Raw genomic sequence first — 13997 nt, 5'->3', positions numbered from 1 at the left:
CGTCTATACCCCCCTTCCCCTTCCCTCGTCTCTCCCTTCGGGCGAGGGACGAGCTCGCTAGAGCATGCTCCTCGGGAGGGTGAGAACGAACATATGTAGTATAGCAGATGCGCTCCTATAAAGAGCGTCCTCGTCACCTTACATAGGTGATGAGGACGCTCATACCGAGAGCGTGAAGGCGCTCTCGGTATGAGCGCTGAGGGGCTCTCTATATGCTCGATACAGAGGATGTTACTCTGGGGGAGAGCTTGGCTCCCGAGTCCTGTGCTGAGCACTGGGGTAGGGGGTGGCTCTATCCTCGCCAGCCGGAGGACGGAGAGGGAATCAGTCAGAGGACAGAGCAGAAAGAAGGACAGAAAGAGGTCTAGGCGTGGGGGGAGCGTTTGTTTCTCCACGAGAGAATAGATAAATTTGTCGTGAAAAGCTCTAAGGAACGGTGCCCCGATCCCCATCCCCTCTAGGCTAGAGGGGAAGACAGATAGGTGTATGAGCAGAGGTCTGCTCTCCCCAAGAGCCCTGGGATACTACTATACTACTATAATGCTAGAGGACAAAGCGAACAGCTGCGTCACGATCACTATGCGGACATACAGACCTCGCCCCGATACTGGGTGAGAAGGACAGCTCCACCCCCGATCCAGATACACACGCTCCATGGATCAGCGATAAGCACGCATAACTTCACACATACATTCAACTACATGCTTATGAACAATCTAAGACTACTTCGATTGGGTAAGTACTGCACCAGGATAGGTCTACTCCTCGTAGGCCTACTCCTCGGCTCCTCGGGTGAGCTCCTCGCTCAAGGTGCAGGACAGACAATCCGAGGAAAAGTGCTCGACGAGGATGGCGAGGGTCTCTCCATGGCCTCCGTCCTCGTCGTAGGTACCAAGCAGGGTACCACGACTAATGCCAAGGGAGACTTCACCCTCAAGCTCCCCGCTGGTAAGACACAGCTCCTAGTCCGCTATGTTGGATACAAGGAGGCCCGTGTCACCGCCAAGGATGGGATGACCATCCATATGGAGCCCGATGCCAAGATGATCGAAAACGTCGTCGTCACAGGGATGGTCTCCACCGATAAGCGCCTCTTCACTGGGGCGAGTGACAAGCTCAAGGCCGACCAAGTCAAGATGTCGGGGATGGCCGATATTAGCCGAGGCCTAGAGGGGAAGTCCGCAGGGGTCTCTGTGCAGAACCTCTCAGGTACCTTCGGGACAGCTCCTAAGATCCGTGTCCGTGGTGCTACGTCTATCTATGGCTCCTCTAAGCCCCTATGGGTCGTCGATGGGGTGATCCAGGAGGACGTGGTCAATATCGGTGCCGACGACCTAAGCTCTGGGGATGCTACCACCCTACTGAGCTCTGCGATCGCAGGACTCAATGCCGACGACATCGAGAGCTTCCAGATCCTCAAGGACGGCTCTGCTACCTCTATCTACGGGGCAAAGGCTATGGCTGGTGTGATCGTCATCACGACCAAGAAGGGGCGTAGCGGCACGAACTCCTTCTCCTATACGGGTGAGTTCACCTCTCGATTCGTCCCCTCCTACCGAGAGTTCAACATCATGAACTCGCAGGATCAGATGGAGGCCTACAGCGAGATGGAGAAGAAGGGTTGGCTGAACTTCTCTAGTGTCTACAACTCCTCCTCTAGCGGGATCTATGGTAAGATGTATCATCTGATGCACACCTACAATCCACGCACCGGACAGTTCGCCCTAGCTAATACCCCAGAGGCCAGGGCCGAGTACCTGCGCAAGGGGGAGCTACGCAATACGGACTGGTTCCAGGAACTCTTCTCCCCGGCGATCATGCAGAACCACTCCCTGAGCTTCTCCGGAGGGACGAAGAACCTCCAGACCTACATCTCCCTCTCGGCGATGCTTGACCCCGGGTGGATGCGCTCGAGCAACGTGCGACGCTACACGGGTAACCTCAACGCTACCTACCACTTCTCCCCCAAGGTCTCCGTCTCGGCTCTGATCAACGCAGCCTCGCGTATCCAGCGTGCCCCAGGTACCCTCTCGCAGTCTGCCGACCCGGTCAATGGGACCGTCTCCCGTAGCTTCGACATCAACCCCTACTCCTACGCTCTGAATACGAGCCGTACGCTTGATCCCAATGAGTACTACATGCGTGAGTATGCTCCCTTCAATATCAAGCACGAACTCGACAACAACTATATCGACCTAGAGGTCAAGGATGTCAAGCTCCAGCTCGAGCTCAAGTGGAAGCCCATCAAGGGACTTACCCTGGCTCTCCTCGGTGCCTACAAGGATACCTATACCGATACGGAGAGCATCGTCACGGAGTACTCCAATCGCCCTCAGGCCTACCGTGCTATGCAGGATGCCACGGTGATCAATAACAATAAGTACCTGTGGCGAGATCAGGACAAGCCCAATACCCTGCCCCAGACGATCCTACCTGTAGGGGGCTTCTACGACACCAACCAGCGTAAGATGTCTAGCTACGACCTGCGTCTATCGGCCAACTACAATACGACGATCCAGCACGACCATATCATCAATGCCTATCTGGGGATGGAGCTGAATGCTCAGGATCGTCTCTACCGAGCCTTCGATGGCTATGGGATGCAGTACGATAGTGGGCTCAATGCCTTCTGGGACTATCATCTCTTCAAGCAGCTCAAGGAGAAGAATGCTCCCTACTACGTCCTCTCCCGTACCTACGACCGTACACTAGCTTACTTCCTCACCGCTACCTACTCCTACAAGGGACGCTATACCCTCACGGGGACGACCCGCTACGAGGGCTCCAACATGCTCGGACGTAGCCGCTCGGCTCGCTGGCTCCCTACCTGGAACGTCTCTGGTGCCTGGAATGCCCACGAAGAGGACTTCTTCGACCGACAGAAGCTCCTCTCGCACCTGACCCTCAAGGCCTCTTACTCTCTGGTGGCCGAGGCTCCGAAGTGGCTCACCAACTCTCGTGTCGTCGTACGTAGTGGCTCCGTCTGGCGCCCCTCGGCCGACCTCACGGAGAATACCAATGAGATCACGGGCTATGAGAACTCTGGGCTGACCTATGAGAAGAAGCATGAGTTCAACGTCGGGATCGATATGGGACTCTTCAATAATAGGGTGAACATCACGGCTGATGCCTACAAGCGTAACAACTTTGACCTCATCGGTACGACCTACACCATCGGGGGCTCACGCTACGGCAACGTCGCTACGATGAAGAGCCACGGCTTCGAATTCTCGATCTCGACGAAGAATATCCAGACGAAGGACTTCAGCTGGACCTCAGACTTCATCTTCGGGTCGAACCACAACGAAGTGACCCAGCTGACGACCAAGCGACACATGTTTAGCTTCCTCTCTGGCAACGGCTTCGCTCGTCAGGGTTATCCCGTTCGCTCCCTATTCTCTATCCCCTATACGGGGCTAGACAATGAGGGCTTCCCAACCTTCAAGGTCAATGGGCAGACGATCAACCGACATAACTACAAGGAGATCAACTTCCAGCAGATCGATGACCTCGACTTCCTCAAGTACGAGGGCTCGGCAGAGCCTACCTTCAATGGGAGCTTTGGGAATATCTTCACGTACAAGAACTTTAAGCTCAACATCTTCCTCACCTACTCTGGTGGGAACAAGCTACGCCTACACCCTGCCTTCGCCTCGGGCTATAGTGATCTCTGGGCGACCCCCAAGGAGTTCAAGAACCGTTGGATGATCCCTGGCGATGAGCAGAAGACGGATATCCCCGTCCTAGCCTCGGTACAAGACCACGCAAGCTACTCCAACCTCGCTCGGGGCTACGCCGCCTACAACTACTCTACGGCACGAGTGGCCGATGGTAGCTTTGTCCGACTCAAGGAGATCTCTCTGACCTACACCCTACCGACGAGCCTCGTCAAGCGTCTAGGCTTCCTCAAGACCGCCTCGCTGAAGCTCCAGGCTACGAACCTTGCCCTCCTCTATGCGGATAAGAAGCTCTACGGACAAGACCCAGAGTTCTTCCGCTCGGGTGGTGTCGCCGCCCCTCTAGCACGCCAGATCACAGCGACGGTACACATAGGCTTCTAACTATATAATGACGTGACACTATGAAACGTAATCATATCCTACTAGGTGTATTGGCTCTGGGGACGCTCTTCTCTAGCTGTACCTTCCTAGACAAGATGCCCGACTCCCGCACCGAGCTCAATCGTGCCGACAAGATAGAGCGCCTGCTCGTCACTGCCTACCCGACGCTCATGCCGATGGGCTTCGTAGAGCACCGCACAGACAACGTAGAGGACAATGGTCCTAAGTTCGAGGACTCTAACCTAGAGAACCACGAGGGCTTCTACTGGGAGTCCAATAGTGGGACGGACTGGGATACGGAGACCAACTTCTGGAGCACCTGCTACGATGCGATCATGACGGCCAACCAAGCCCTAGAGTCCATCGAGGAGCTTGGGAGTCCACGTGAGCTCGATCACTCTCGTGGGGAGGCTCTACTCTGCCGTGCCTATACGCACTTCCTGATGGTGAATGTCTTCGCTCAGGCCTACAATGGACGTACGAGCCAGAGGGATATAGGCATACCCTACTTCCTCACGCCAGAGAAGTCCATCAAGGAGCAGGCTAAGCGTCTGAGTGTAGCAGAGGTCTATGCCCAGATCGAACGAGACCTGCAGGCTGGGATGCCCCTGATCGATGATGAGCGCTATGTGCAGCCTATGTATCACTTCACGACACGTGCAGCGAAGGCCTTCGCCACACAGTTCTACTGCTACTATGAGAAGTGGGACAAGGCGAAGAAGTACGCCGATGAGGTCCTCGGGACAGGTGCTGTCGCTGGTATCCGTGATGTAGCTGCCTATAGCCGCTTCACCAACGTCCTCGAGGTGACCCTAGCCTATATCGACCCTCGTAGCATCAGCAATATCATGCTCCAGACGACCCGCTCCCTCTGGGGACGAGGACTGCGCCATGTACGCTTCGCCCACAGTGGACGTATTGCCCAGAATGAGACCTACCGCAGTGGTGGGGGATGGGGGCATAGCCTCGTCCACTATGACCTCCTCTACGGGGGGGCAGAGCGCATCTTCACGCCTAAGCTTACCGAGATCTTTGAGATCACCAATATCGCTGCACAGACGGGACAGCCCCATATCGTAGCGATGCCCTTCGACGTCGATAAGGTGCTCCTCTGGAGAGCCGAGGCACGTGTCATGCTCAAGGACTATGATGGTGCTGCTGCAGACCTCTCAGCCTGGTACCTCTCCAAGGGTGGTCGGGCAGGTGACGTAGCCACGATCACCAAGGCCTACAGCACCGAGGTCACCAATGATACGACTGAGGAGGAGCGTGAGGTGATCGAGAAGCGTCTCAAGACGATCGCTAAGCCCCTGCACCCGAAGTTTGACCTCGAGGCAGGTACCCAAACCCTGATGATGCAGGCCGTCCTACACGCTCGCCGTGTGCTGACGGTGCACGAGGGGATGCGCTGGGATGACATCAAGCGCTTTGGTATCGAGATCACACACACTCCTGCCGATGGGAAGGCCATGGTACTACGTGTCGATGACCACCGCCGAGCCCTCCAGATCCCAGCCTCCATCCGCAACGCCGGTATGCAGGGGAACCCTGGGTACTAAGTCAAACTCTTCATCACGAGTGAATAATGAAAACAAGCATATATCGCCCCCTAGCACTAACCCTATTGGCCACCCTCGCTCTGGCCTCGTGCAAGGACACCGATCAGCCTGACCCCAATAGACATGTCCTCAAGCCTCGGCTAGAGGATCCGACAGCCTTCGACCAGTGGCTCGGTAGGGAGTATACTGATGCCTACAACGTGCAGGTGCTCTATGCGATGCAGAATATCGAGTCTGACCGCTCTCGCAACCTCGCCCCTGCAGAGCTGGAGAAGAGTATGAAGCTCTCCCAGATCGTCCTCCATGCCTGGTATGGGGCCTACAACGAAGCCACCGGAGGGACGGACTTCATGCGTGGAGCTTCACCCCGACAGCTCAGTCTAATAGGCTCCGCTATGTGGAATGGTGATGGTACGATCACCCAGGGTACCGCTGAGGGTGGTCTGAAGGTGACCCTCTTCCAGGTGAACTGGCTCAATGAGAACGACCCCGTGTCGCTCAACAAGACCTTCTTCAAGGTCATGCACCACGAGTTTAGCCATATCCTCCACCAGAACAAGATCTGGCCCGATGAGTACAATACGATCTCGGCCTCAGACTATTCTCCTACCTCTTGGTACAACCGTCGTACGCTCGCAGACTATGCCCCGAAGGGCTTCGTCACGGCCTACGCTAGTAGCCAGCCACGTGAGGACATCGCTGAGGTCACGGCTGCACTGATTACCTTCTCCGACGCAGAGTGGAGTGCTATCTTCACTGCTGCTGGTGAGGAGGGCAAGGCAAAGCTCCTCAAGAAGATCAATATCATCAAGACGTATATGAAGAATACGTGGAAGATCGATATGGATGCCCTACGAGCTATCTCGCTTCGCCGTCTCCAGGAGATCCCTCACCTCCAGCTCATCAAGCCCGAGTGGGAGCCCCTGCTGCGCGGTCTATCTGCTCCCCGTAGATCAGCTCACGACCACGCTCAGGAGCGTGCCCTCGTCTGGGGGCGTCTCCTGCAGGATCGTCACTTCCTCGATCTCACCAAGGATCATACCCCCGGGGATGCTCGCTGCCAGATCATACCCCAGTACACAGACTAGTCTCACCACTTAATATGCAAGACACGATGAAGACCAATCTATCGATGCCCCACGGCTATCATCCCCTTCACCGGATAGGCAAGACACTTGGGGGACTAGCCCTACTGCTCACCCTCGGGCTCGCCTCCTGTCAGCAGGAGCCTCGGCAGGCCTTTGACCAGCCCGCAGCGGACCGACTAGATGCAGCCTCCCGAGAGTTCCTAAAGACGCTCAAGTCCTCCACCAATGGCTGGATCCTCGAGCTCTATCCCCATCGTAGGCTCAAGTATGGAGGCTACCTAGTAGCCCTGAAGTTTGGAGACAAGAACATGGCCTCTGTAGCCTCCGAGAGCCCAGTCCCTGGAGAGCCAACGAACGCCTGGGAGAGAGGTGGCTACCACGTCAAGAACGACAAGGGGATCACCCTGAGCTTCGACACCTATACCCTACCCCTGCACATCTTCTCTGACCCAGATAAGAGTGAGGGGGATGGTACGGGATATGGCTTCCAGGGAGACTATGAGTTCACCCTCATGCGCTCGACCTCCCCAGATACCCTCCTCGTCCGTGGTCGTAAGACGGGCAACGTCATGCGCCTCATTCGGGCAAGGCAGGATGCCAAGGAGGCCCTAGATGCAGCCATCGCCCTCAAGGCTAAGACTCCGACGGCTCATAGCCTCTATACCCAGCACTGCTATGGACTCTCCGGCAAGATCGGGGGGAAGGAGGTCATCGTCTATCCCAGCGAAGGGGGCTACAACTCGTTCACGATCGAGGAGCCTGCTACGGGCAAGCGGGAGGACTTCCCCTACGCTTACACCACCACTGGGATACACTTCCGGAGCCCCTTCGCTGGTGTCTCCGATCTACTCTGGGATGAGACAGAGCAGTGCTATCGGACGGCTGCTGGAGACAAGCTCACCCCTCGTCAAGACCCAGACTACCAAGGCTTCGCCGAGTACCTAGGAAAGTATGATATGAAGTGTGTGAACTGGCCTTCGCCTAGAGAGGTGACCTTCGCACAGCATGCCCGTAACGTCTATTCGATCACGGGCATAGCCCCTAGGCTCGTCGTCCTAGCATCCTACGACCCAGCGAACAAGCGCTTCGAGATACAGACGCAGCGTGTGACGAAGGACATCAATCCCGTCCGACTCATCGTATGGGATGCTGACGCTGCACGTATCTCTTGGGGTGAAGGCCTCGGGATGTACTCCAAGCTCGATCCATCCTACACCGCAGGCAAGAAGTATGTCCTTGTCTCCAATGGCCGATGGGGCTATGACGCTAACTCCCTCTATCTCTATGTCATCAATGTCGGTGCGTACAAGGGCTTTGGTGGAGACTTTGCCTTCCAGAAGCCTACATTCACAAAGAAATAAGATACCCGTATGAAGACCATTAATAATAGGATCTCACTCCTCTTCCTAGCGCTTACCCTCCTCGTGGGGGTAAGTGCCTGCCGGAAGGAAACTCCTAAGGAGAATACCATAGAGACCTTCCGTGTGCTGGCCTCCGACCATAGCTTCACGGCTGAGGGAGGGACAGGTACCGCTACGCTCTCCGAGGAAGGTTTCTCTGCCAAGAGCGATGCAGAGTGGCTTCAGGTAGGAGCGACCTCGGGCAATAAACTGACCTATACCATCGCTCCCAACCCAGAGGGAGATACTCGTACAGCCAACCTCCTGCTCACACGTGGCGAGCAGAAGCAACGGATCTCCATCACGCAGCTCGGAGCCTACGCCTATATAGCAGACCTTAAAGCCAGCTATGAGGTCGCCCGTGCTGGGGGAGATATTGAGCTCCCGATCAAGGGGGCTATGTCTATGCTAGAGCCCAAGGTAGAGAATCTGCCCACCTGGCTAACCTTCAAGAAGGAAGCCGATAAGCTCATCTTCACCGCCGCCCCTATGACGGAGGTCTATCGCGAAGCTACGGTGACGATCGCCCTCGGGACAGTCTACAAGCAGGCTGTCAAGTTCGTCCAGAGCTATGGCCCGCTAGGCTATGACTTCCTCGTCGGGAAGTACCGTATGCAGGGTATCCGCTTCTACAAGGATGCTAACGTCGATATGGAGGTCGAGCTCGTCAAGTCGCCTGATGGGAAGAAGCTTATCCTCAAGGGACTCTCCGCCGACCTCCCGCTAGAGTATGATGCAGCGACCAATAGCCTCAAACTGACCTATGGACTCCTTGCCAGCAAGGGGGCTGGGATCCCTCAAGGGCAATTCCTCTGTGTCGCTGCTTGGGGGGCGAACTTCCCCGGTAGCGATGGCAAGGCCAACCTCTCGCTGTATGCTAGTGGTACTTGCTTAGGCTCTTGGGACAAGGCCTCTGTGGAGCATCCGAAGTTTACCTTCAAGTCGGAGGGGAACCTCGCCTCAATACGCGGTATCTGCATATACCTTGCAGCCAAGCAAGATGGTACCTCCTTCACGGGTTATTACCTCGAAGGATCTAAGATCTTCTCTGTCGCAGACTTCTCTCTGACGAAGAAGTAAGAGTAGATTACCCTTACCTGAAAGAAAGGCTCCCCTCCAGTCAAGATGCTGGAGGGGAGCCTTTCCCCTTATAGGCTGGTGTGGACAGCCCTAGGAGTAAAGACTAGAGATGCAGAGGTGATGGAGGGGGGCTGGTGCGACGCATGATCTCTTGCGTACAGTCTAGTCTTTGACTCTTTGAGTATATAATCCCATCTCCAGGAGGCCTTAGCCGAGCGCCTAGACCTTATTCCCAAGAAATAGACATACAAGCGAGCTCTACAGAGGATATACTTAGAGCGAGGTAGTGTACACGTGGGTATACAGTTGTGTACACGTGAGTACACAAGTGTGTACACACGTGTATACTCGCCCCTCATAGGTAGTAGGTATACGCTGGGTATATCTGCAGCTAGTACGCAGATAGTCCTGTCTTCGTTGTATGCTCATTGACTACTTTGCCCTCGCACAATAGTGTTTTCATGCGTCGACCCTGATGGAGGGGGAGCTAAGGGCAGGGGAAGGACGACGCCAAGAATACGAAGAGAGGCTATCCCACACCTTGTGGGATAGCCTCTCTATCATTGAGGGGATGCTACGCAGAGGGTAGCGAGTCTTTACTTCGTCTGCTCTAGGATCAGCGTACGAGAGGGCTGGTCGCAGATCTCAGGCGTGCCAAAGAACTGGATAGGACCAGGGTACACGAAGCTTGTCTCCTCAGCCCACTCATCACGATGAGCCGTGAAGTAGGCGAAGGGCTTACCCTTGAGGTCTACGAGAGCCTTCTGGATAACAGGCTTCATCTCGCCATGACGACGCTCCATGTTCATCATCATTGTCGTGGGGATACCACCAGCGATCCATTCGTGAGCAGGGGCGGTGAGGTTCTGTACGGAGCTCATATAGCCCGTGACACCAGAGGCGATGAGGCAGGCTGCCGTACGACCGAGGGCATAGCAGTAGTCAGCATCGAAGTTCGAGGGCATAGAGCAACGACCTTCGTAGCCGAAGAAGTGGGTGAGTGAGGCAAACTTACCCGAGTAGCGACCTTCTTCCTTCCACTCAGCGAGCTTAGAGCCGACCATCTGAGCTAGGAGCTTCTCCGTCTCGATGAGGGAGACCTGTACGTTGCCGTGGGGGTCACGGTCGAGCGTGAGCTGACGAGCTACTGAGGAGGGGAGGCTAGCGTAGAGCTTGGAGTTGGCCTCGGAGAGCTTACTGATGATGAAGGCACGCTGCTCATCGGTAGCGACAGCGCGGAACTCAGCTTCGTGATGAGCGAGGAAGTCGTTGAGCTCGGCGATGAGGGACTTGATCGCAGGGATGAACTCGATGAGCCCTTCGGGGATGAGCACCGTACCGAAGTTCCAGCCCTTGGCAGCACGCTTAGCGACGACCTCAGCGATGGAGGTGACGACGTCGTCTAGCGTGAGGTTCTTAGCCTCGACCTCTTCGCTGATGATAGCTACGTTGGGCTGTACCTGTAGGGCACACTCCAGAGCGATGTGGGAGGCAGAGCGCCCCATGAGCTTGATGAAGTGCCAGTACTTGCGAGCTGAGAAGCAGTCACGCTGTACGTTGCCGATGACCTCTGCGTAGACCTTGGTAGCGGTGTCGAAGCCGAAGGAGGTCTCGATCTGCTCGTTCTTTAGGTCTCCGTCGATGGTCTTGGGGCAACCGATGACCTGTACGGGAGCACCGATGCTCTTGTAGTACTCGGCTAGGACGGCAGCGTTCGTGTTGGAGTCGTCACCACCGATGATGACCAGGGCACGGATGTCCAGCTTCTTGAGGATCTCCAGACCCTTGTCGAACTGCTCCTTCTCCTCGAGCTTGGTACGGCCCGAGCCGATGATGTCGAAGCCCCCAGTATTGCGGTACTCATCGATGAGCTCTGCGGTGAGCTCCTTGTAGTCGTGCTTGATGAGCCCCTCAGGTCCCATGAGGAAGCCATAGAGACGGCTGTCGGGGTGGATACGCTTGATCCCGTCGAAGAGGCCTGCGATGACGTTGTGTCCACCGGGCGCCTGTCCTCCAGAGAGGATGACACCGACGTTCACAGCCTGACCCTGCTCCCCGGCCTGTGCGGCCTCGAAGGTGAGCTTAGGTAGACCGTATGTGTTGGGGAATAATTCCTTGATTTCCTTCTGGTCGCTGACACTCTGGGTAGCTTCTCCGAGGCGAACCGTTACTGACCCCTCCAGGGCCTTAGGCAGCTTGGGTGCGTACTTGCTACGCGCTAGCTGCAATGCACTTTTAGTCATTGGACTGAATAGTTCTATATGATAATCTCTAACTTTCGTAGTACAAATATCTTAAATTTTATTCAAATAGTCCCTACAGCTGTCATTGAGCTAAGGCAAGACCCGTGTCCATCCCTCACTATATCAGGGATTGGGCACGGGTCTTGACCCTCGGGGAAGATGCCCTGAGAGGAGCTCGGAGAGAGGCTCGAGAGCCTCTGTGGAAGATCACCCTCTCGGGACTCGGGAGCCGGGGCGATGACGATAGGCTGCTAGGTAGAGGCGCAGGACTCCATAGGGGAGTGCGTCGCCGATCGCCTCCATGACGGGGCGTAGACCCTCCTCGGGGTTCATCGTGGCGAAGTGTGGGATGAGCTCCTGCATCTGATCCTCCTCTATGCCTGCCTCACGCTCGGTGATGAGGTCTTGCTCTAGGAGCTGAGCTAGGTGCACGAGGATGGTCGAGGGCTGGAGACCACGCTCGGTAGAGATCTCTAGGTAGCTCTTACCCTGCTTCAGGAGCTGTAGCGTCTGCTCTTGGGTCGATAGCTTGGGTTCCTTCTTCGCCTTTGGTTCACGCTTCTTGGCCTTCTCACTGCTCGGGGCAGGGACGACGTAGGGGATATGCACGGCGGCTCGAGCCTCTTGGATGAAGGCCTCCACCTGCTCCTCGATCTGGGTATTGGCTTGGCTTGGGAGGGTACCCTGAGCGAGGGGCTGCATGCAGGCTCGTATACGTATGATGAGGCGTATCTGTGTGACGAGGCTCCTCAGGAGCGCATCGAGCTCCTCGACGAACTCCTTGACCTTACCCAGCCCCCGCGCCTTGATCTGTACCTCTAGCAGGCTAACGAGGAGCTCCCGCCATAGGGGGAGGAAGTATCCCGAGGCCTTCTCTATGCGCTCGGCGATGAGGGGAAGCGCTCCCGAGCCCTGAGCCCAGAGGCTCTGGAGCTGCTGGAGGAAGCGGTCGGCCACCTGCTGGATCTGCTCCACTCGGCCTAGAGACTCTGCCGCCCAGTCCCCGAAGGCACTCTTCTTACTCCGCTCGCTCTCCATCCGATAGCTGTAGGCATGGCTCTGCCAGAGCTGAGTACAGGCTCGACAAGCGAAGGCTGCTAGGCTCTGCGCCTGCCAGTAGGCAGTGCGCTCGCTCTCTAGAGTGCTCTCCAGTATGCTATCATCCACTCGGGTCTCCTCATAGTCCACGATGGGCTGTGGGGTAGGGAGGGGGCGAGAGCTCATCCTAGAGAGGAGCGTGAGTCCCTCTGGAGAGCGAAGGCGGGAGAGGGCGACATAGGCTTGACCCGAGGCAAAGACGGCCTCTAGGTCGATCGCTGCTCGGTCGAAGGTCAGCCCCTGACTCTTGTGGATGGTGATCGCCCAGGCTAGGCGAATGGGATAGTGGACGAAGGCTCCCAGCTCCTCGGTCTCCGTCTGCCCCGTCTTCTCATCTAGGACGTAGCGGGTATTCTCCCAGCGGTAGTGGGGGACGCTGAGGAGCTCTCCATCCTCCAGACGTACTAGGAGCTCATCTCCCTCCATCTGCTCCACAGTGGCGAGCATCCCGTTGTAGAAGCGACGGGGTACCTCGGTGTCGTTCTTGATCATCATCACACGGGCGCCCACCTTCAGCTTCAGTAGGGGCTCTACGGGATAGAGGTGTGAGGGGAAGTCCCCCGAGGTCTTGGCCTGGTAGTCCTGATAGGCTCCGGGGAGTGCCTCTAGGGCACGCTCGTTGATCTCGTCAGCACGGGCGTTGTGGGTGGTCAGTGTGACGTAGCCCTCGTTGTCGATGGGGTCGAAGGTGGGGTCGATACGACTCTGTAGCCAGGCTTGGTCAGCCTGGGTGAGGCAGTTGTAGCGGAGGTGATTGAGTAGCTCTAGGTAGGCTCGGTCCTGCTGGCGATAGATGTGGGTCAGCTCGATGTACAGCGGGGGATACTTCCGGAGTACCTGTGCATGGAAGAAGAAGGGGCTCTCATAGTAGTGCTGGAGCACAGCCCATTCCTGGTTCTTGACGACGGGTGGGAGCTGTAGGAGGTCACCGATGAAGAGTACCTGCACCCCGCCGAAGGGGAGGGGGCTACGACGCGCCGTCCGGAGCACGAGGTCGATGAGGTCTAGGGTGTCGGCTCGTAGCATGCTCACCTCGTCGATGATGAGGAGCTCGATGGCTCGTAGGAGGCGGATCTTACGCTCCTTCAGGTGGACATGGTGGTGGAGGTCTCTTGGGGTGACGAAGAGCTGGTCTGTCGGGATATTGGTAAGCTCTACCGAAGAGTCCGGGATGAAGGCTCCTATAGGGAGCTGTAGGAGTGAGTGTAGCGTCACCCCACCGGCGTTGAGAGCTGCTATCCCCGTCGGGGCAGCTACGAAACAGTTCTTGTAGGTCTCGGTACGTATCTTGTGTAGTAGGGTGGTTTTACCCGTCCCAGCCTTCCCAGTGAGGAAGATATTGCGAGTGGTATGGGCGATGAACTCTAGGACGTATTGCTGTCGTTGCATGATCTCTTAGGTGGGGGAGTAGTATGAGTACTAGTAGGGTGGAGCTGAGCTAGCAGGGTGGTAGGGGAGAGTGGGGGGG

General features: G+C 56.5%; 7 protein-coding genes. 5 read left to right on the top strand and 2 right to left on the bottom strand.

Annotated features, from left to right (window positions below; translation table 11 throughout):
• The first annotated feature begins 707 nt into the window (after positions 1-707).
• The 5 genes from QZ170_RS08530 to QZ170_RS08510 are packed head-to-tail and all read left to right on the top strand — an operon-like array spanning position 708 to position 9188.
• Positions 708-4061, top strand: a complete 3354-nt coding sequence (locus tag QZ170_RS08530) for a SusC/RagA family TonB-linked outer membrane protein (RefSeq protein WP_297179909.1) — start codon at positions 708-710, stop codon at positions 4059-4061.
• Between the two features lie 20 nt (positions 4062-4081).
• On the top strand, positions 4082-5620 hold the full coding sequence (locus QZ170_RS08525; RefSeq protein ID WP_297179906.1) for a RagB/SusD family nutrient uptake outer membrane protein: 1539 nt from the start codon (positions 4082-4084) through the stop codon (positions 5618-5620).
• Between the two features lie 26 nt (positions 5621-5646).
• The gene (locus tag QZ170_RS08520) at positions 5647-6708 is read left to right on the top strand and encodes a putative zinc-binding metallopeptidase (protein ID WP_297179903.1); all 1062 of its coding nucleotides are present in this window, start codon (positions 5647-5649) and stop codon (positions 6706-6708) included.
• Positions 6709-6734: 26 nt separating this feature from the next.
• On the top strand, positions 6735-8069 hold the full coding sequence (locus tag QZ170_RS08515) for a DUF4302 domain-containing protein (protein ID WP_297179900.1): 1335 nt from the start codon (positions 6735-6737) through the stop codon (positions 8067-8069).
• Positions 8070-8078: 9 nt separating this feature from the next.
• Positions 8079-9188 carry a BACON domain-containing protein gene (locus QZ170_RS08510; RefSeq protein ID WP_297179897.1) on the top strand — a complete coding sequence of 370 codons (1110 nt, stop codon included), beginning with the start codon at positions 8079-8081 and terminating at the stop codon, positions 9186-9188.
• A gap of 596 nt (positions 9189-9784) precedes the next feature.
• Here the strand turns inward: QZ170_RS08510 and QZ170_RS08505 are convergent.
• Positions 9785-11431: a diphosphate--fructose-6-phosphate 1-phosphotransferase gene (locus QZ170_RS08505; RefSeq protein ID WP_297179895.1), complete on the bottom strand. Its 1647-nt coding sequence runs from the start codon at positions 11429-11431 to the stop codon at positions 9785-9787.
• A 207-nt stretch (positions 11432-11638) separates the two neighbouring features.
• Positions 11639-13918, bottom strand: coding sequence for a helix-turn-helix domain-containing protein (locus tag QZ170_RS08500; RefSeq protein WP_297179892.1), 2280 nt, complete (start codon positions 13916-13918; stop codon positions 11639-11641).
• Positions 13919-13997 lie beyond the last annotated feature (79 nt).

Origin of the sequence: uncultured Porphyromonas sp., assembly GCF_905372525.1 — a bacterium.
Taxonomy (GTDB): domain Bacteria; phylum Bacteroidota; class Bacteroidia; order Bacteroidales; family Porphyromonadaceae; genus Porphyromonas.
Note: the sequence above shows the minus strand (reverse complement) of the source record. Positions and strands in the feature narration are given on the sequence as shown.

Bases quoted from the DNA above. Each gene is read 5' to 3' on its own strand.
- QZ170_RS08530 (WP_297179909.1), top strand. From the start codon at position 708: ATGAACAATCTAAGACTACTTCGATTGGGTAAGTACTGCACCAGGATA.
- QZ170_RS08525 (WP_297179906.1), top strand. From the start codon at position 4,082: ATGAAACGTAATCATATCCTACTAGGTGTATTGGCTCTGGGGACGCTC.
- QZ170_RS08520 (WP_297179903.1), top strand. From the start codon at position 5,647: ATGAAAACAAGCATATATCGCCCCCTAGCACTAACCCTATTGGCCACC.
- QZ170_RS08515 (WP_297179900.1), top strand. From the start codon at position 6,735: ATGAAGACCAATCTATCGATGCCCCACGGCTATCATCCCCTTCACCGG.
- QZ170_RS08510 (WP_297179897.1), top strand. From the start codon at position 8,079: ATGAAGACCATTAATAATAGGATCTCACTCCTCTTCCTAGCGCTTACC.
- QZ170_RS08505 (WP_297179895.1), bottom strand. From the start codon at position 11,431: ATGACTAAAAGTGCATTGCAGCTAGCGCGTAGCAAGTACGCACCCAAG.
- QZ170_RS08500 (WP_297179892.1), bottom strand. From the start codon at position 13,918: ATGCAACGACAGCAATACGTCCTAGAGTTCATCGCCCATACCACTCGC.